Genomic DNA, 19788 nt, shown 5'->3' with positions numbered 1-19788 from the left:
GCGAGCGTCAGCGAAGCAATCCATCACCTGACGTTGCAACACGCCGCACGGTCCGAACATGGATTGCCGCGTCGCCCCTTGCGGGGCTCCTCGCAATGACGAGGTGGGAGATTGGGATGTCTTGGCAGAAAGAACTCGAAGAACTGCGCGCGCGCGAGGCGCTGGCCGAGCAAATGGGCGGGGCGGACAAGGTTGCGCGCCAGCATGGGCGCGGCAAGATGGACTCCCGCGCGCGGCTGGCGGCGCTGTGCGACGAAGGCTCTTTCCGCGAGATCGGCAAGATCGCAGGCTCGGCGAAATATGACGCGAACGGCGACCTCCAAGCCGTCACCCCCGCCCCCTTCCTGTTCGGCAAGGCGCTGATCAACGGCCGCCCGGTGGTCGCCACCGCGGACGATTTCACCATTCGCGGCGGCGCGGCGGATGCGGGGATCGCGCGCAAGATGGTGCAGGCCGAGATGATGGCGCACCAGTTGAAGCTCCCGATCATCCGCATGATAGACGGCACCGGGGGCGGCGGCAGCGTCAAGACGCTCGAACAGATCGGCGCGACCTATATCCCGGCGGTGCCCGGCTGGGGCGATGTGGTGACGAACCTCGACACCGTGCCGGTGGTGGCGCTGGCATTGGGGCCGACCGCAGGCCTTGGCGCGGCGCGCACGGTAGCCAGCCACTATTCGATCATGGTCAAAGGCCTCTCGCAGATCTTCGCCGCTGGCCCCGCCGTGGTCGATGGCTTGGGCGATGCCTACAAGGGCGGCTCGGCCAATCACGAGGAGGCCAAGGAGGCGCTCGGCGGCTCGGCAATCCATACCCGCAATGGGGTCGTCGATGACGAGGTCGCCAGCGAGGCCGAGGCCTTCGCCCGTGCGCGGCATTTCCTCAGCTTCATGCCCGAATATGTCGGACAGCCCGCCCGCCGCACCGCGTGCGATGACCCCGCTGACCGGCGCGAGGAGGCGCTGCTCAGCCTCGTCCCGCGCGATCCCAAGCAGGTCTATTCGATGCGCCGCTGCATGGAGATGCTGTTCGATACCGGCACCGTGTTCGAGATGGGCAGACAATGGGGCCGCGCCGCGATTACTGCCTTTGCGCGGCTTGATGGCTGGCCGGTCTGCGTGGTGGCGAGCGATCCGAGCTACCTCGGCGGATCGTGGGAGGCCAAGACGTCCGAGAAGGTCGAACGCTTCGTCAAACTCGCAGACCAGTTCCGGCTGCCCATCGTCCACCTCGTCGACAATCCCGGCTTCATGATCGGGCGCGAGGCGGAGATGGCGGGGACGATCCGTTACGGCGTCAATGCGATGAACGCGATCTACCGCGCCACCGTGCCGCTCGCCAGCATCGTCCTGCGCCGCGCCTATGGCATTGCGGGCAGCGCGATGAGCAATGCCGACCGCTACCAGTACCGCTATTGCTGGCCGAGCGGCGACTGGGGCTCGCTGCCCATCGCGGGCGGGCTGGAGGTCGCTTACAAGTCGGAGCTGGAAGCCTCGGATGATCCGCAGGCTCTGCTGGAGGAGATCCGCGAGCGGCTGGCGAAGGTGACCTCGCCCTTCCGGTCGGCCGAACGCTTCAATGTCGAGGACATCATCGACCCGCGCGATACGCGGCCCTTGCTGTGCGAGTTTGCCGGGCTGGCGTGGAGAAAGCTCGAAAGCGAGCGCTAGGCCCACCCCCAGCCCCTCCCGCAAGCGGGAGGGGAGCGAGACTTAGCGAGCCGCAGGCGAGGTTAGTCGCAGCGGGGTGGGCCTACTCCGCCGGAGCGCCCTTCATCCCCGCCTCGGCATCACTCGGCCCGAACAGCTTGCCCTTCTCGCTCCACAGCACCAGCACGAGGCAGGCAAGGCCGCTCGCCAGCAGCGCCAGCGCCAGGGGCCGTGCCGTGCCGTCATAGGCATAACCGATCGCCCCGCCCAGCAGCGCCGCCGTCGTCATGCGCACAAAGCCGTGGGCCGAGCTGGCCGCGCCCGCGATGGCGAAGAACGGGTTCATCGCAATCGCGCCGAAATTGCTGCCGATGAAGCCGAGCAAGGCCATGTTGATCGCCATCAGCGGGACGAAGTGCCACAGCTGCTCGTCGGGCTGGAAGGCGAACATCACCTGCACCGCCGCCACCACGATGAAGGCGAACAGCGCGGTGTGGCTCACCCGGCGCGCGCCGAAACGCTCGACGATGCGCGAGTTCGACCAGCTGGCGATCGCCATCGATCCGGCACAGATGCCGAACACCAGCGGGAAGATGTCGCCCGCACCGAAGGTGTTGGTGATCAGCTGCTGCGAGGAATTGATGAAGCCGAACAGCGCGCCGAACACCAGCGCGGAACCGATCACGTAGCCCGCGACGCTCGGCTGGGTCAGCGCGCGGGTCATGTTGACAGCAATGGTGCGCGGGATGATCGGTTGGCGGTTTTCGTCGGACAGGCTTTCCGGCAGGCGGACATGCACCCACAGGCCCATCCCCACGCCCAGCACCGCCATCGCGCCGAAGATCGCGCGCCAGCTGCCGATTTGCAGGATGCCCTCGCCGATTGTCGGGGCAATCGCGGGCACCATCAGGAAGATCACGAAGATGAGGCTCATCATGCGCGCCATCTTGTCCCCGCCAACCCGGTCGCGGATAATGGCGGGCGGCAGGGCGACAATCCCGGCAGCGAAGAAGCCCTGCGCGGCGCGCACCGCGATCAGCGCGTCGTAAGTGGGCGCAAGCGCGCTCAGGATCGAGAGCACGATATAGACCGCGACCGAACCCAACAGGATCGGCCGCCGCCCGAAGCGGTCAGCCAGCGCGCCCGGTACCAGCGAGCCGATGCCGCCGGTCAGAAGAAAGACGCCGATCACGAATTGCCGGTCGTTGCCGCTGACCGAAAGATCGGCCGCCAGCGCATCGAGCGCGGGCAGAATCGCGTCGATCCCGAAGGCGTTCAGCGCCATCAGCATTGCCATCATCCACATCAGCTCGGTCTCACCGAGAGCCTTGCGGGCGGGCACGGAGGGGGCGGAGGCAGTGGCCATCGCGGGGCCTTTGCCGATGGGTTCGCCCGATGACCACTGTTCTTTTCGCATCTGCACAAAATGGGCCGGAGGGTGATTAGTTCCAGCAACAGTTCCTTCGCGCGGGCCAAGGTTCTATTTGCAAGGCATGACCCGCCCGGCTCCGTCAGACGAAGGTGAAGAAGCGCCCCAGCACCAGCTGGGTCTGCGCAAGATCATCCATGTCGACATGGATGCCTTCTTCGCCAGCGTCGAACAGCGCGACAATCCGGAGCTTCAGGGCAGGCCCGTCGCGGTCGGAGGCGCGGGCGGGCGCGGGGTGGTTGCCGCCGCCAGCTATGAGGCGCGCAAGTTCGGCGTGCGCAGCGCCATGCCCTCGGTCACCGCGCAGCGCCTATGCCCTGATCTCGTCTTCGTGCGGCCGCGATTCGATGCCTACAAGGAGGCCAGTCGCCAGATCCGCCGCGTGTTCGAACACTACACCGCGATCATCGAGCCGCTCAGTCTCGACGAAGCCTATCTTGATGTGACCGATGACAGGCTCGGCATCGGCAGTGCGACCCGTATCGCCGAACTGATCCGTCAGGAAATCCGCGCCAAGACAAAGCTGACGGCGAGCGCCGGGGTCAGCTACAACAAGTTCCTCGCCAAGTTGGCGAGCGACCAGAACAAGCCCGACGGGCTTTGCATCATCCGCCCGGGTCAGGGCGCGGATTTCGTCGCGGGCCTGCCGATCCGGCGATTCCATGGCGTCGGGCCCAAGGCCGAGGAAAAGATGCAGCGGCTCGGCATCGCCACAGGGGCGGACCTTGCGGCGAAGGACATCGCCTTCCTGCGCCAGCACTTCGGCAGCATGGCCGATTACCTGTTCCGCGCCGCCCGCGGCATTGATTTGCGACCCGTCGCCGCGCACCGCATTCGCAAATCGGTCGGCGGGGAACGCACCTTCTCGGACGATATCGGCAGCGGGGCGGCCTTACGCGAAACGCTGGAAAACATCGTCACCATCGTCTGGGAGCGGATTGGGGCAGCAAATGCGCGGGGACGGACGGTGACGCTGAAGCTCAAGTTCACCGATTTCCGGATCATGACCCGCGCGACCTCGCTTCCCGATTACGTCAGCGGCAAGGATGAGTTCGCGAAGCTCGCCCGCGCGCTGCTGGAGGCAGAGTTGCCCTTGCCCATGCCGATCCGGTTGATGGGGCTGACCTTGTCAGGGCTGGAAGGGGTCGAAGACGACAAGCCTGCCCGCGACGAGGCGCAGCTTTCGCTGCTTTAGAGCACTTTCCGACCAATCTGACCCACCCTGACGGAGCCAATTTGGGCGCAGGGCAAGGCGAGAGGAGCGAGCGATGCAGCGCATCGTGAGCGACGATCAACGTAGCCCTGCGCCCAAATTGGCCCGCCCCTTCGGGGGGTCGCGACAGGAATTCCGCTGGCTTTGTCACGCCACTTGCAGGGGCAACCAGCCCCTGCCGCGCGCCGTTCCTGTCCAGCGAAGTTCCTGACGCGATCAGGGTGGGTCAGATTGGTCGGAAAGTGCTCTAGCCCTGCTCGGTCCCCCGTGCCCGCCACACCGCGATCCGGGTGCGGGTGGTTTCGCCCAACGGCTCGGGCAGCGAGTGCGACGGGAAGAACCGTGCCTCGATCACCTCACGGCGGTCGGGCCTGGGTTCGCGGTCACACACGCCGGTGAAGATATGCGCGGTGTGGGGAGAACCCGACAATACTTCCTCGATCATGCCGACGGATTCGATCCGTGGCAGTCGGAGCCCGAGTTCCTCCAGCACCTCGCGCCGGGCCGCAGCCAGCGGGTCTTCGCCCTTGCCCAGCCCTCCGCCCGGCAGGCTCCACACATCGGGGCCATAGGAATGCTTGAGCAACAGCACATCGCCGGTCAAGTTGGTGATTACGACGCTCACCCCGGCGATCGGCGTCTTGCGCCAGCGCCGCCAGCGGTGCCGGATGCGGTGCGCCAGCGGCAGCAATGCGCGGTGAAGCGAAGCGGGGAGGAAGCCGGGCATCAGGTGAACACGGTGACCGGAATATCGCGCTCGCGCGCCGTGCGCAGCAGGCGGGCGACCGGAAGGTCGTTCTCGCCGCGCACCGCAGCATCGAACACCGCGCGCTTGTCGGCCGCACCGCCCAGCGTGAAGGCGATCGCGTCAGTATCCATCAAGGCCGGGATCGTCAGGGTGATCCGGTCGAATGGCGCGTGTGCAGGCAGCGGATCGGGGGTGAGGCGGCGGATGCTCAAGTCATCGTGGATCTGGGGATCGGTGTTGGGGAAGAGCGAGGCGATATGCCCATCCGGCCCCATGCCGAGCCATGTGAGTGCAAAATGTGGCGGGCTGGCGTCCTCGGTCAGCGGCACAATCCGCGCGCCCGCAGGTTCGAGCAGTGCGCGCAGCTTGCCGGTGTTCGAAGCTTCGTGATCTTCAGGCACAATCCGGTCGTCATTCGGCCAGACCACCAGCCCTGCCCAATTTGATTCGCCCGCATCGATCAGCGCCGTGAGGATCGGGAACGGGGTTGAGCCGCCCGGCACCGTAACAGCGCCACCACCGGCAACTCGCCCGCGCAGCCAGTCCGCAATTGCCGCTGTGTCGGCTCCGTCGATAATCGTAAGTTCGTACATTCCCGCCTGCATAGCAAAAGGGCCGCCCCCGACAATGGGGAGCGGCCCCTTTGCAGATAGCTTTGTCGCCAGCAACTTACGCCAGCAACGAGCGCAGGAACCAGGCGCGCTGTTCGGCCATGTCGGTCCAGTCGTCGAGCAGGCCGTCAGTGGCGTTGTCGCCCGCCTCTTCGGTGAGTTCCTTCATGCTCTTCAACCGCTTGATCACGGTTTCATTGTCCGCCAGCAGTTCGGCGATCATATCCTCGGCGGCGAGCGTCGTGCTGTCCTGATCCTTGATCTTGGTATGCTTGCCCATAGTGCCGATTGAGGTCAGGGTGTCGGCATCAAGCTTACGCACGCGTTCCGCGATGAGGTCTATCTGGTCCCGCACTTCAAGCGCTTGCGTATCGAATAGCAGGTGCAGGTCGTGGAAGCGCGGGCCCTTCACATGCCAATGAAAGTTCTTGGTCTTGATGAACAGCGCGAAGTGATCTGCGAGCAGTCCATTGAGCTCGCTAACAAGGGCTGCCTTTGAATTGTTTTTGGCGTCTGCCATGAATGTCTCCGTCTTTGGGTCCAGTGCGACCATGTCGCTGCTGTTGGCGCTTTCCTTTAAGTGGTGCGCCAACCTGGATTGTGTTCCGGGAGAATTCCGGTCGCGTTGATCGGATCTGGCGATCAAATCGCGGCGAAGCGCGCGTCGAGGCCGATGAAGAGCGCCGCTATCCCAAGGGACACCGCAAATCCCAGCCGCATCATCCGCAAGGGCCAGCGCGCAAGGGCATCTGCCCCCGCCCCCCAGCCAAGCGCGACCGCGGCCGCTCCGCCGAGCGCACCACCGATCCCGGCTGTCAGTGGCCAAGCAGTCCAGGCGGCGAGCGCGAAGACTGCAAAGCGCGCGCCATCGCCGATATGGCGGGCGAGCAACACGATAGCGATTGCGGCGAGCGACCGGGTCGGCTCTTGCGGCGTTTTAGCGCGCACCGGCAGCGCCAGCTCGGCCGCGGCGATTGCCAGAGCGAAGGCGATCAGCATCTGGCTGGCGCGGCGCGGCAGCATCGTGGCAAACTCGGCGCCGATCCACGCCATCGCCCCTGCGCTGAGGGCAGCACAGAAAACGGCCAGCGTCAGCAGCTGCACGCTCTTGCCAAGCGCGCCCGCCCATTGCGCCACCATCATTTGATCGCGTCCGCCCATCGCCAGCGCGAAGACCAGCAGCAGTGAAAGGAGAAAGCCGTCCACTCCCGGCGCCTGCCCTAGACCCGAAGGCGCGTCAGGCCGCCCACGGCCCCGTGATCGCCATCGTCACCGTGGGGCCATAGGCGTTGACGAACAGCACCTTGCCATCAGGCGAGAAGCACCCGCCGGCAAGCTCCGTCTGCGCCGTGAGCCGCGCGAGGGTGTAAGCCTGCCCATCGGGGGTGATGCCGCGGATGTGGTTATCGACCACGGCGGTATACTGGTCCTCGCACACGATGAGGTGGCCATTAGGAGTAACGGTGAGGTTGTCGCCGTAGTCGAATTGGTCCTTGCTTTCGCTTTCGAAGAACAGCTCGACCATATCGGGCGCGCCCGCCAGCCCCGGCGTCAGTTTGAGGATCTGGCCGAGCTGCTTCGCACCGCCGCTGGTGCAGCAGGCAAAGACTTCGCTCTTGCCACGGTTCACGCCCATGTGCAGCCCCTCGCCGCGCGCGACCAGCGCCGCGCCCTTGGCAACAGCGCGCTGGCGCAGGTCATCCTTGGGGGCCTCGACCTCATCGAGATCGACCCAGCTGACGCGATACGCCTTGCCCACCGGCATCGCAGGCGCGTTCCAGTTGCGGGTATCGGCCAGGCCTTCGACCACCATCGCCTGCAACCGCCCACCCTCGGCCAGCTTTCCGGGAGTCTTGGGGAGGAACCGGTAGATCACCCCGTCGTCGCGGTCTTCGGTCAGGTAGACGATACCGGTCGCCGGATCGACGGCAGCGGCCTCGTGATTGAAGCGGCCCATCGCCTTCAGGGGCACCGGATCGACGAGTCCGCGCGCGCTGGCGGGGACTTCGAACACCCAGCCGTGGTCCTGTTCCAGCCCTTCGCCGTAAAGCTGGCCGGGGCCAGTCGGCGCTTCCTCGCAGGTCAGCCAGCTGCCCCACGGCGTCACCCCGCCCGAACAGTTCCGGATCGTCCCGCCAAGGCTGCGGAACTGGCGCTTCACGCTGAGAGTCGCGGCGTCGAGCACGATGGTGGTGGTGCCGCCCGGAACAAACACGCCGTTGCGCTTGCCAAAACCCTTGGCAATCGGCCCGCCCGCATCGTGGCGCGGCTGCAATTCGTGGTTGCGCACCAGAGCGATCTCGCCATTGCCGAGGTCGAAGCAGCCCATCCCGTCAGCACGATCAGGCACGGTGCCGCCATCATCCATGGCGTCGCCCAGCCGCGAAATCACGCGGTAGGAAAAGCCCTCGGGCAGATCGAGCAAACCCGCCGGGTCGGGTACCAGTGCGCCATAGCCGGCAAAGCTGCCGCCCGTGGCAGGCGCCCGCGCCGTCGAGGCTGCGGGTGCGCCGCGCGTCATGCATCCGCTGGCGGCCAGCGCGGCAAAAGCGGTGGCGGTAGCGCCAAGGAAACGGCGGCGGTCGGCGGCGAAAGCTGGGGTCTGGGTCATCGCAGGTGAACTACCGATCCGCCGTCAGCGCCGCAAGCACTTCATCCCATCGGACATATTTGAAGTTCTGCGCGCTGGGCGCGTTGACCCCGTCCTGCGCGATGAACAGGCCTTTGGGGAACTCCGGGCCGAAATCGCGGCTGTCGAGTTCGATTCCGTCGGTTTCCTCGACACTGCCGAAAGAGCCCGCCGCGATACGGAAGCGACCGACCGGGGTTACATCCGGCAGGCGGAACACGGCATAGGCGTTGTCGCCCTGCGACGAGGCGACGAGATAACCGCCATTCTCGCCTTCTGGCGCAATGGCGAGGCCTTCGACGTCCGCGACCAGCATCTTGTTGTCGATGGCGGCGACCATGCACTTGGCGCCGGTGGTCATGTCGATCGCCCAGATGCCTGCGTCTTCCTCGCCGATATAGAGCGTGCCGGTGCGCGGGTCGGCGATGCAACCTTCGGTCTGGGTTGGTACTTGCGCCAGCGTGGTGGTGGTGCCCGTGAAGGCTCCGCCCGCTTCGGTGATGGTGGTGCGGTAAATCGTCCCGCCCTTGGGCGCGCTGAAGGCGATCACCTCTCCCTTGGCGGCGGATTTGACCATGCAGATGCCATAGCCTTCGCCCGGCCCGACTGCGATCTTGCCTGCGGGCGCGAGCTTGCCGGTTGCCGTATCAAGCACCGCGAGGAACAGTTGCGCCTGCGCCAGATCGCTGCGGTCGCTGGCGACCACCAGCACCCGATTACCGGCGATGTCGATCAGATCGACATTGTTGAGCCCCGGCGCAGGCAGAAAGCTCTTCTGCGCGCCCTTCAGGTCATAGACGTAGAGCCCGCCCTTCTTGTCCGTGCCGACGACAAGACTTTCGGCGGGGTTGGCCGGATTGCGCCAGATCGCGGGATCATCGGCGGCATCCTCACGTGCCGTGCCGACCGGCGGGGTTTCCGCCCGCGCCGTAACCGTGACCGCCGGATCACCTGTGATGGGGGGGACTGTTGCACAGCCCCCCGCGACCACGAGCGTTGCCAGCGCAAGACCGTAAAATGGCCGGATCATCAGAACGCATACCTCGCAACAATCTGGAACACCGGCCCGGCGCGCTCGCTTTCGAGTTCATACTCGTCGAAGTCGCGGTCAAACTGCTCTTCGACGGTGTTGAACTTGTTGAAGTCCTCATCCTTCGTGCTGTCGAGAAGGTTCGAACCCACCGCGCGGATGGTGAAGCTGTCACCGAAGCGCTTTTCGATGAATATCTCCAGATCCGCGCCGTAGCGGGTGAAGATTTCCTCTCCCACCACGCGACCAAAGGCTTCGCCCTGCTTGCGATAGGTCGCGCCGAAGGCCGCGCCATATTCGGGAATGTTCTGGATCGCGCCGAAGTTATAGACATATTCGGATTGGTCATTGAACTGTCGTTTGCCGAATTCGTCTGAGATGGTGCTGTCGAGCAGCGCAAGGTTCCCGAATACGCCTGTGTTAGGCAGGCCGAGGAACGACAGGCTGAACGAGGCGTCGAATTCGATCCCGTAAACCTCGCCATTGCCGGTGTTGCGCGGCGTGAAGACGAAGGTGCCCTGCCCTTCGGACCCTTCGACTGGGCGCCCCTGTGCGTCCAGCACGGTGGCGATTTCGGTGAGGTTGCTGACGTCGCGGTAGAACACGTTGACGCCGATCACCCCGCTTTTGCCGATCTTGTGCTCGTAACCCAGATCGCCGCCCCACGCGGTTTCCGGCGCAAGCAGCGGGTTACCGAGGAAGTCATTGTCACCCAGTTCCGCTTCGAGCAGACCGGAGAAGATGAAATCGAACCGCGGACGGCGCAGCGTGCGCGCACCCGACAGCGTGATCCGCCCGTCGCCAATCTCGTACTTGAGCGAGGCCGAGGGCAGGAATTCGTCATATTCGTTTTCGATGCCTTCGATATTGGCCGTGGTGTTTTCCCAGCGGATCCCGGCTTCGAAGGTGAGATTGTCGAACTCCCCTTCGATCAGCGCGTAAAGATCGCGGCGGTCTTCCTGAATGACGCTCAGGCCACCTGCCAGCGGCGGGAAGGGATTGGGGACGAATTCGCCCGGGTTGCGGGTGAACTGGTCATAACCCTGACGCGCGGACGTGGGCAGGTTGAACCGGCTGCGCACGGTCTGCAGCAGCGTGTCACGGTCCTTGTTCTGCATGAAGCCGCCGATGGCGAATTCGAGATTCTCGGTCAGTTCGAACTCGTGTTCGAGATTGACGAAGATTTCGGTGTCCTTGATGTCGAGTAGGGTCAGATCGCCGGTGAAGCGCGGGGCGCTGCGGTCGAAATCGACTTCGTATTCGAACTCGTCCTGAAGATCGTCGAAGCTGGCATAGCCGACCCGCACCTGCGTTTCCCCGAGGCTCCATTCGTGATCGAGCTTCGCGATTACCGACCAGCTCTCCGTGGTGATGTCGTTCACGTTGGCATTGTCGGTCAGCAGGTTGCCTGCCGGTGTGGCGCGCACGGGGCCGTTGATGGCGGTCGGGCTGTTATACTCGAACGAGCGTTCCGTCTCGGTGCGCTCGGTGCGCACGAAGTTGCCGAGGATTTCGAACTCGGTGCTCTCGCTCTCGATCCCCCAGCTTGCGTTGAAAGCGTAATCGGTGCCGTCGCGCACGTCGGTCTGGTCTTCGCGGTTGTCAAAGTCGTCGGTCGCGAAGTTCGGGTTGTTTTCGGGGGAGTCGCCGTAACGCAGGCTCGACTTTTCCTTGGGGTTGTAACGGCCCTGCACGTTCGCCCCGATCAGGAAGCGTCCACCGGCGAGAGCACCGCCATAATAGAAGCCGCCCGAAGGCTTGGCCTCGCCATCATCGAAGAACAACCCGCCTGCGCGCACATAGCCGCCGTCGAGCGAAAAGCCGTCGCGCAGCACGATGTTGAGGCTTCCCGCCACTGCATCGCCCGTGCGCCGCGCCGAGGACGATCGCACGATTTCCACGCGCTCGATAAGTTCGGCGGGGATCCGGTCGAGGAAGAACGAACGGTCCGACTGGCCACCCGGCACGCGTTCACCATTGATGAGGATCTGGGTGTAGCCCGGATCAAGACCGCGCAGACGGGCGCCGTCGCTTTCGATCACATCGGACAGGAAGGTCACGCCCGGCACGCGCTTCAGCGCATCGCCTGCGGTCAGCGGTTCGAAGCGCTGGAAGTATTCCTCGTCATAGACCAGCACCGGCTCGGCCGCGTCCGAACGGTTGCGGAAGCCGATGCCGCCCTGCACCACGATCTCCTTGGCCGACTGGACCTTGTCGTCCTCGCTCTCTTCGGTCTCGGCAATCGCGCCGCCAGACTGGACGCTGGCTGCCAGCGCCTGCGGATCGGTTTCGGCGGCAAAGGCCGGCGCAGCAAAGGTGGTGGCAAGCGCGGCAATGGCACTGCCGACAAACAGCTGGGTGCGGAGCATCTGGTATTCCCCCTGCGGCCAGCCGGGGATCGGGGCCGCGTTCTGCGGGGCGCTTAACCGCCAGCGGTGACAGGCAGGCGACGGGGCAATGACGGATCAAAGACACGTGGCCGACAGGCAGGATTCCGCCAGCCTGTGGCGCGAATGCCTCAATTGGACAGCTAGCGTGCTTGCGCCGAAAGGCTTAGCCAAGGGCAAAACACAAGCAGGGAGAAAATGGATGAAACTCGAACCGGGCATGGCTGCGGTCGTCACCGGCGGGGCCAGCGGGCTGGGCAAGGCGAGCGCCAAGGCCTTCGCCGATGCCGGGATGAAGGTCGCCATCTTCGACATCAACGACGCGGCAGGCGAGGAACACGCCGCAGCGATCGGTGGCACCTTCCACCATGTCGACATCATGGACGAAGCCAGCGTCGAGGCCGGGTTTGCCGCCGCCCGCGCCGCGCACGGGCAGGAACGGGTGACGCTCCACTGCGCTATGGCGAGCCGCCGCGGCAAGACGCTCGGTTGGGACAAGGAGGCGGGCGCCTTCAAGCGCCTCTCGACCGAGGACTACGCCTTCGGGGCAGAGGGCATTCTGGTAGCCAGCTACCGCGTCGCCAGCATCTCGGCGCTGGGCATGGCCAATGCCGACCCGGTGAACGACGATGGCGAACGCGGCGCGATCATCCTCACCGCCAGCGTCGCGGCGCAGGACGGGCAGATCGGGCAGGTGATCTACGGTAGCTGCAAGGCGGGGGTAAACGGCCTCGTGCTGCCGATGGCGCGCGATCTCATGGACGTGGGCATCCGCGTGAACTCGGTCATGCCGGGCATTTTCGCCACCCCGCTGATGCTGGGGATGAAAGACCGCAACCCGCCGATGTGGGCGCAATTGAACGCCAGCGTCCCTTTCCCCAAGCGGCTTGGCGAGCCCGAGGAGTTCGCGTCGCTGGTGCTGGAAATCGCACGCAACAGCTACATCAACGGCCACCAGTTCCGGCTGGATGGTGCGATCCGGATGCCGCCGAAGTAAAGTTCCCACCCCACGTCGTCATTGCGAGGAGCCGCAGGCGACGTGGCAATCCATCAACAGGCCTTTCCGCAAGCGGAACCGGCCGATCATGGATTGCTTCGCTCCGCTCGCAATGACGAGGTCAGAATTATGGCTACCCAGACCAACGAATATCCCAGCAAGGCCTATGGCGCGACCGCACCAGACAGCGGGGTCGGCCCGATGGCGATCACCCGCCGGGGGCTGCGCCATGACGATGTGCTGATCGAGATCACCCATTGCGGCATCTGCCATTCGGATCTGCACTCGGCGCGCAACGACTGGGGCTTCACCACCTATCCGATCGTGCCGGGCCACGAGATCGTCGGCACTGTCAGCGCGATTGGCGAGGGCGTTACCCGCCATAAGGTGGGCGACCGGGTGGCGATCGGCTGCATGGTCGATTCCTGCATGGAATGCTCGCACTGCGCCGATGACCTTGAACAGTACTGCCTCGATGGCGGGATGACCGGCACCTATAACGGCAAGGACCGGCGCGATGGCAGCCTCACCTTTGGCGGCTATTCCGAACGGATCGTGTGCCGCGAAGAATTCGTGCTCAAGGTGCCCGCCGGAATGCCGATGGCCGAAGCCGCACCGCTGCTGTGCGCCGGGATCACCAGCTACAGTCCCTTGCGGACCTGGAAGGTCGGGCCGGGCAGCAAGGTCGCGGTGGCCGGATTGGGCGGGCTCGGGCATATGGGCGTGAAGCTGGCGGCCGCGATGGGCGCGGAAGTCACCGTACTCTCGCGCTCCGAAAGCAAGCGTGCCGATGCCGAGAAGCTGGGCGCACACGCCTTCCTCAACACCGATGATGCCGCAGCGATGAAAGCCAAGCGCGGTTATTTCGACATGGTGCTGAACACGATTCCGGTGCGCCATGACGTTGTGCCCTATCTGCACCTGCTGCGGATCGACGGCGTGCAGGTGCTGGTCGGCCTGATCGGGATGATGCCGGAACTGCACACCGGCGTGCTGCTGGGGCGCAAGGTGCTCACCGGCAGCGGCATTGGCGGACTCGCCGAGACGCAGGAGATGCTCAATTTCTGCGCGGCGCATAACATCCTGCCCGATATCGAGGTGATTGCCATGCAGGATATTCAGACGGCTTATGACCGGATGGAAGCGAGCGACATCAAGTATCGCTTTGTGATCGATATGGAGAGTCTGCGGAATGGCTAAACAATACTCATATCTATGTGTATTGTTAGATACAGATATTCCGATACAATTAAATCAAAGTAATTGAATTTGTTTCTTGCACGCAACACTCTTGCGACAATCGGAGTCGAAGTGTTCTGAAACGAATTGTATGAAGCGCGCGCATGTCTATTGGCCTTTCTTGCTGAGCAATAGACAACGCCGCAACAATAGAAGGCCCGGGCACAGCACGCAGGCGGAACGATCCCACCTCTCAATCAGGAGCGTTCCTTATGAAAACCCGTTTTGCTTGCGCCGTTTCGGCGCTCACTCTGGGATGTGCCTTGTCGGCACCAGCCTTCGCGCAGGGCCCGGAAGGCGCAGCGATCGAAGCTGCCGCCACAACCATCGCGGTGACCGGTGCCGGCACGAATGGCGAGAGCGAAATCGTCGGCTTCGATCTGACCAAGGCCGCCGCACCGGCTGCAGCCGCCATCCCCGTTGGCGTGGGGTCGGGTGATGTTACAGTGTCCAGCGCCGCGATTGCCGCTGCCGCAGCTGCGGCCGCCCAAGGTGCCCCCGCCCCACGCGACGAGCGTTTCAGTGTGGTGCTGAACCAGGACGCCTTCTTCGGCTTCTTTCCGACCTTCAACGGGCTGATCCCGGTCAGCGACAATGTCGATCTCAGCTTCTACGGCATCATGTGGACCACCGACGCCTTCGGCAATGGCCTGGGCTCGGACCTGTGGACCGAATTCGGCATCGGCGCGAACTTCCTGCTCAATGACGGCAAGCTCCAGATCAAGCCGCAGGTCGGCCTCACCAACGGCGCACTGTTGTCGCGCGGCGTGCGTGACGATGATGGCGATCCGACCGGCACCGGCGGCAACTTCGCCGACGGCATCGTGCCGAGCCTGACCGTCAACTACTTGGACGACAGCTTCGAGGCCGAGTATTACGGCGGTTACTACGCTGCTCTGCGCAACCGCGACGAAGTCGGCGCTCTCGACTTCCTCCACACCTGGGTCAATGCGGGCTACCGGTTCACCAGCAACTTCTCGGCCGGTGCCCATTACGAATTGCTCAGCAACACCCGCACCGAAGGCGGCAGCACGGCAGTCGTGTACCAGTGGCTTGGCCCCTACGTGCAGTTCTCGCTGAAGAAGGGCTTCTTCGCCCGCTTCACCGCCGGGGCCGATATCGAAGAAGGCGGCGACGGCGATTTCTACAAGCTCGCGGTCGGCATGTCGTTCTGATTCCCTGAACCGAGAGGCACCGAAGGGGCGCTGTTGCCGATACGGCAGCAGCGCCCTTTTTGCATCTTGTCGGCAGACCCGGCTCGGGATGCGGGCAGTACGGCATGTCGCATCAATCAGATACTTAAGACTCGTAACATGCGAATGTGCAAACTGTTGCAGGAAGGTCACGCAACAACATAATATGGAGCGCGCCTTTCACATAAGCTTTGTGCGCAAGTGCAGCATGGATGATGATTGTCGTGACGTGACGGGAACCCGATTCTTCGGATAAAAACTTCTGCACGCCGCGCAGGTGGAACGATCCAAACCTCTTCATGGAGCGTTCCTTATGTCCATTCGTTTCGCATCGGCCGCTTCGGCTGTCGCCCTCGCCGCCTGCTTTGCCACGCCCGCCTTCGCTGGTGAGGCGGACACTGCAATCGTCGGCCCGGCCGCTGAAACAGAAATCGAAATCACCGATGCCGACGCCCCCTCGCTCGGTCTCCCCGTCATCGCGCCGATCGATCTTGCCACCGCCACCGGTCAGGAAGAAGCCACCCCGGCGATCACCGTTTCGGGTGCCGCGACCCTCACCTCGGACTATCGCTTCCGCGGCGTGTCGCAGTCGGACGAAGGCATGGCCGTTCAGGGCGGCATCACCCTTTCGCACTCGAGCGGCTTCTATGTCGGCGCGTGGGGTTCCAACCTGTCAGGCTGGGGCACCTTTGGCGGTGCCAACATGGAACTCGACCTGATCGCCGGCTTCAAGCTGCCTGTCGGTGAAGGCACGCTCGATACCGGCCTCACCTGGTACATGTACCCGAGCGGCGCGAGCGAGACCGACTTTGCCGAACTCTACGCCAAGCTTTCGGGCAGCGTCGGCCCCGTCTCGCTGACAGCAGGCGTTGCCTATGCGCCCAAGCAGGAAGCGCTCGGCAATGCCTTCCCCGTCGGCGCACCGGCCAATCCGGGCGACAAGGAAGATAACCTCTATCTTTCGGGTGACGCGGTTTACGGCATCGCCGATACGCCGATCAGCCTCAAGGCGCACATCGGCTATTCGGACGGTAACCCCGGCCTTGGCCCCAATGGCACCAGCGTTGCCCCGACCGGCACCTATTTCGATTGGCTGATCGGTGCGGACATCGTGCCGATTTCGGGCCTGACACTGTCGGTCGCCTATGTCGATACCGACATCTCGGAAGCCGAAGCCAACCTGATCCGCCCGAATTTCGCCACGCTCGACGGCGACTCGATTTCGGACGCGACCGTGGTGTTCTCGATCACCGCATCGTTCTGATCCGTCACTGAGACAGAGGGGGCGCTCTGCCACGCGGCGGAGCGCCCCTTTACTTTGCCTGCCCCATGCCGATAGGTCTCTGCCCGAAACCCGAAAAGGGCGATGGGAGAGAGATGATGGTGCGGATTTCCGTTCTGGCAGCAGCAGCGGCAGCGCTCTTGGTAGCTCCGGCAGGCGAGGCATCGGCGGGCAAGCGCTATCAGGCGACCATCACCCGCACCACTTTCGGCATCCCGCATATCGAAGCGCGCGACTGGCGCGGCGTCGGTTACGGCGTCGCCTATGCCTATGCCGAAGACAACCTGTGCCTGCTTGCCGAGGAATTGGCGACGGTGGCAGGCGAGCGCTCGCTCCATTTCGGACCGGAGGCCAAGGCGGTGCTTGGGTTCGAGGAAGTCGACAACCTCTCGTCCGACGTGTTCTTCCGCGCCGTGATCGATCTGCCCACCCTGCGTGAAGGCGCAAAAAACCTGCCCCTGCGGGTGCAGGATCTGATGGCGGGTTATGTCGCGGGCTATAACCGCTTCCTGAAGGACGCAGGCGCAGAAGGCATCCCCGCCGAATGCCGGGGCAAAGCTTGGGTGCGCCCGATCACCAGCGACGATATGCTGCGCCTCAATGAAAAGCAGATGCTGCTGGCAAGCTCGCTGAACCTTGCGCCTGCCATCGCCAATGCCGCCCCTCCGGGCAGCGCCGCCCCCAAGGTCGCGATTACCCTGCCCGATCCCAAGGAGCTGGGCATGGGCAGCAATGGCTGGGCCTTCGGCAGCGAAGCCACCGCCAACGGCCGCGGCATGGTGATCGGCAATCCGCACTTCCCCTGGAAGGGGCCGAACCGGTTCTGGCAGATGCATGTCATCGGCCCGAATGGCTATGATGTGATGGGCGTAGGGCTGGCGGGCACCCCGATGCCGACATTGGGCTTCAACAAGGACGTGGCCTGGACCCACACCGTCACCGAAGCGCGGCACTTCACGCTATACCAGCTGGCGCTCGATCCGACGGACCCCACCCGCTACATGGTCGACGGAAAAAGCGAGCCGATGATCGCGCAGACCGTGTCCGTGCCAATGCCTGCAGGCACCCCCGCCGTTTCCCGCACGCTCTATTCCTCCCGCTTCGGCCCGGTGTTCATCGTACCGTCGCGCGGCATTACATGGAGCGCGCAGAGCGCCTTCGCCTTGAAGGACGCCAATCGCGGCAACCAGCGCGGGATCGAAGCGTGGTTGCGCATCGGCGAGGCGAAGAACGTCGGTGAGGTCAAGGCGGCGGTCAGCGAGACGCTGGGCATTCCGTGGGTCAACACCATCGCCGCCGACCGCTTCGGCGACGCGCTCCACGCCGATGTGACCGCGGTTCCCAATGTCTCGGCCGAGAAGGCCAAGACATGCGCCACGCCGATCGCCGGCCTCTTCGCCGAGTTTGCGATCCTGCTCGATGGCAGCAAGTCGGCCTGTGACTGGGATGTGGCCGCCGGGACGCCCGCCCCCGGACTGATGCCTGCTAGCGATCAGGCAGCCACGATCGCCAAGAGCTGGCTAACCAATTCCAATGACAGCTACTGGATCAGCAACCCGGCGATGCCGCACCGCGAACTTTCGCCGATCCTCGGCAAGTACGCGACGGCGAGGAGCCTTCGCACCCGGTCGAACTTCATCGAAACCGCCGCGTTGCTAGCGGGCGGAAAAGTCGACCATAGCCGCGCGCAGGCCCATGCTTTCGCCAACAAGAGCCTGGCGGCGGACATGGCGATGGACACGGTCAAAACGCTGTGCGCCGCCACCCCGCAGCCCGTCGATGCCGCCGTGCGCGGCTGCAAGGCGCTGGCCGGTTGGGACGGCCGCTTTGAAGCGGACAGCCGCGGCGCGGCGCTGTTCCGCCTGTTCTGGTTGAAGGCCGCGCGCCTGCCGGGCCTGTGGGCTGTGCCCTTCGATCCGGCTGATCCGGTGAACACCCCGCGCGTCCTCGCCAACGACGAGACGAAGGGCGAAAAACTCCTCGCCGCTCTGGTCGAGGCGGTGGCCGAACTGGAATCGATCGACGCCCCGCTCGATGCGCTGTGGGGTGATGTGCAACGGGTAATGGCGGGGAACGAAGCCATCGCCATTCACGGCGGTCCCGGCACGCTCGGCATCCTCAACATGCAGGAATCGCGCCCCGCTCCCTATGGCGGTCTGATGCCGGTGCACGGAACGAGCTATATCCAGATTGTCGGCTTCGACGAGACTGGCCCCGTCGCGGACGCGATCCTCAGCTACTCCCAGTCCACCAATCCCGCCTCACCCCACGCCGCTGACCAGACACGCGCCTACGCCGCCAAACAATGGCACCGCCTGCCGTTCGACAGGAAGGCCATAAGCGCCAGCGCCATCGCCAAGCCGAAACGCCTGCAGGAGTGATCAGACACGCGGACAGCCGGCTGCCCCGATGTGACATACCGCCGTGCGGATCGATGGTTGCAACATAGGTCGGAACGCAAGGGTCTGATCCATGTCATGTTGCCGCATCATTCGGAACCTTTCCGCGCCCGGATGGCTGGGAGAACTCAGATGCTCCCGCGCATCGTCCCTTCCGGGAGCAGCCCATCATGTTCGATCATCCAACCCTTGCGCGTATGGTGCGCAAAATGGAGACGCGCGCGCCGCTCGACGATAATGATCGTAAGGCGCTGCTCGATCTCCAGTTTGTCGATCGGACCTACGAGCCATCCTCCTATCTCACCCGCGAAGGAGTGGTCGCAACCCGCTGTGCGCTGATCCTTGACGGCTTCGCCTTCCGCCAAAAGCTTGGCATCGACGGAGGGCGGCAGATCGTTTCCTTTCATGTGCCGGGCGACTTCGTGGATCTCGAGAATTCGCTGCTGAATATGGCCGATCACAATGTGCAGATGCTCACCCGCTGCCGGGTGGCGGAGATACCGGTGCAGGACATTATTGCGCTGATCGACACCAATCCGCGTGTGGCGCGGGCCTTGTGGGTCGACACGCTGATCGACGCCTCAATCTACCGCGAATGGATCATGAATGTCGGCCGCCGGCCCGCAAAGTTGCGCCTTGCACACCTCTATTGCGAACTCGCCAAGCGGTTGAAGCTCGCAGGGTTGAGTGACGAGAATGGCTACCAGATGCCGATGACACAGGAGCAGTTGGCCGATGCCACCGGGCTCACGCCCGTGCACGTCAACCGCAGTCTCAAGGCGCTCGAAGCGGACGGCCTGATCCGGCGCGAGGGGCGGTTGATCTCCATCCCCGATTGGCAGCGCCTGCGCGAGGCTTGCGACTTCAACGAGCTTTATCTCCATCTCGATCAAGTCATGTGATCCGGTCTTATGGACCGCCGGCACCCATTGTCAGGTCTGTCGAGCGACAAAGGGAAGCAAATTATCGGCACAATATATTG

General features: G+C 64.2%; 16 protein-coding genes. 8 read left to right on the top strand and 8 right to left on the bottom strand.

What is annotated here, in order from left to right; genetic code table 11:
• Positions 1-116: 116 nt before the first annotated feature.
• The gene (locus tag KVF90_RS06795) at positions 117-1670 is read left to right on the top strand and encodes an acyl-CoA carboxylase subunit beta (protein ID WP_264394087.1); all 1554 of its coding nucleotides are present in this window, start codon (positions 117-119) and stop codon (positions 1668-1670) included.
• Positions 1671-1752: 82 nt separating this feature from the next.
• On the opposite strand, the gene KVF90_RS06790 is transcribed toward KVF90_RS06795, so the two are convergent.
• Positions 1753-3015, bottom strand: a complete 1263-nt coding sequence (locus KVF90_RS06790) for a multidrug effflux MFS transporter (protein ID WP_264394086.1) — start codon at positions 3013-3015, stop codon at positions 1753-1755.
• A gap of 127 nt (positions 3016-3142) precedes the next feature.
• Between KVF90_RS06790 and dinB the strand changes: the two genes are divergently transcribed.
• Entirely contained in the window at positions 3143-4273 is a 1131-nt protein-coding gene (gene dinB, locus KVF90_RS06785; protein ID WP_264394085.1) for a DNA polymerase IV, read from the top strand.
• A 265-nt stretch (positions 4274-4538) separates the two neighbouring features.
• Here dinB and KVF90_RS06780 read toward each other — a convergent pair whose 3' ends face one another.
• From KVF90_RS06780 to KVF90_RS06750, 7 genes are all read right to left on the bottom strand, one after another.
• Positions 4539-5018: an NUDIX hydrolase gene (locus KVF90_RS06780; RefSeq protein WP_264394084.1), complete on the bottom strand. Its 480-nt coding sequence runs from the start codon at positions 5016-5018 to the stop codon at positions 4539-4541.
• Complete coding sequence (locus tag KVF90_RS06775; protein ID WP_264394083.1) at positions 5018-5632, bottom strand: 6-phosphogluconolactonase; 615 nt, start codon at positions 5630-5632, stop codon at positions 5018-5020. The genes KVF90_RS06780 and KVF90_RS06775 overlap by 1 nt, the downstream gene beginning before the upstream one ends.
• Before the next feature lie 76 nt (positions 5633-5708).
• Positions 5709-6170 carry a Dps family protein gene (locus KVF90_RS06770; protein WP_264394082.1) on the bottom strand — a complete coding sequence of 154 codons (462 nt, stop codon included), beginning with the start codon at positions 6168-6170 and terminating at the stop codon, positions 5709-5711.
• Between the two features lie 122 nt (positions 6171-6292).
• Positions 6293-6856, bottom strand: coding sequence for a hypothetical protein (locus KVF90_RS06765; protein WP_264394081.1), 564 nt, complete (start codon positions 6854-6856; stop codon positions 6293-6295).
• A 31-nt stretch (positions 6857-6887) separates the two neighbouring features.
• On the bottom strand, positions 6888-8261 hold the full coding sequence (locus tag KVF90_RS06760; RefSeq protein WP_264394080.1) for an alkaline phosphatase PhoX: 1374 nt from the start codon (positions 8259-8261) through the stop codon (positions 6888-6890).
• A gap of 10 nt (positions 8262-8271) precedes the next feature.
• Positions 8272-9309: a phytase gene (locus KVF90_RS06755; protein WP_264394079.1), complete on the bottom strand. Its 1038-nt coding sequence runs from the start codon at positions 9307-9309 to the stop codon at positions 8272-8274.
• On the bottom strand, positions 9309-11678 hold the full coding sequence (locus KVF90_RS06750; RefSeq protein ID WP_264394078.1) for a TonB-dependent receptor plug domain-containing protein: 2370 nt from the start codon (positions 11676-11678) through the stop codon (positions 9309-9311). Before KVF90_RS06750 ends, KVF90_RS06755 begins: the two co-directional genes overlap by 1 nt.
• A 220-nt stretch (positions 11679-11898) precedes the next feature.
• Here KVF90_RS06750 and KVF90_RS06745 point away from each other — a divergent pair, with 220 nt between their 5' ends.
• From KVF90_RS06745 to KVF90_RS06720, 6 genes are all read left to right on the top strand, one after another.
• On the top strand, positions 11899-12693 hold the full coding sequence (locus KVF90_RS06745) for an SDR family oxidoreductase (protein WP_264394077.1): 795 nt from the start codon (positions 11899-11901) through the stop codon (positions 12691-12693).
• 129 nt (positions 12694-12822) lie between these two features.
• On the top strand, positions 12823-13893 hold the full coding sequence (locus KVF90_RS06740; protein ID WP_319641058.1) for an NAD(P)-dependent alcohol dehydrogenase: 1071 nt from the start codon (positions 12823-12825) through the stop codon (positions 13891-13893).
• A gap of 251 nt (positions 13894-14144) precedes the next feature.
• Positions 14145-15107, top strand: coding sequence for a DUF6733 family protein (locus KVF90_RS06735; protein WP_264394076.1), 963 nt, complete (start codon positions 14145-14147; stop codon positions 15105-15107).
• A 331-nt stretch (positions 15108-15438) separates the two neighbouring features.
• Positions 15439-16389, top strand: coding sequence for a TorF family putative porin (locus tag KVF90_RS06730; protein WP_264394075.1), 951 nt, complete (start codon positions 15439-15441; stop codon positions 16387-16389).
• A 113-nt stretch (positions 16390-16502) separates the two neighbouring features.
• Positions 16503-18788: a penicillin acylase family protein gene (locus KVF90_RS06725; protein WP_264394074.1), complete on the top strand. Its 2286-nt coding sequence runs from the start codon at positions 16503-16505 to the stop codon at positions 18786-18788.
• A gap of 188 nt (positions 18789-18976) precedes the next feature.
• Entirely contained in the window at positions 18977-19708 is a 732-nt protein-coding gene (locus KVF90_RS06720; protein ID WP_264394073.1) for a Crp/Fnr family transcriptional regulator, read from the top strand.
• The last annotated feature ends 80 nt before the right edge of the window (positions 19709-19788 follow it).

Source organism: Porphyrobacter sp. ULC335 (assembly GCF_025917005.1).
GTDB lineage: Bacteria > Pseudomonadota > Alphaproteobacteria > Sphingomonadales > Sphingomonadaceae > Erythrobacter.
Note: the sequence above shows the minus strand (reverse complement) of the source record. Positions and strands in the feature narration are given on the sequence as shown.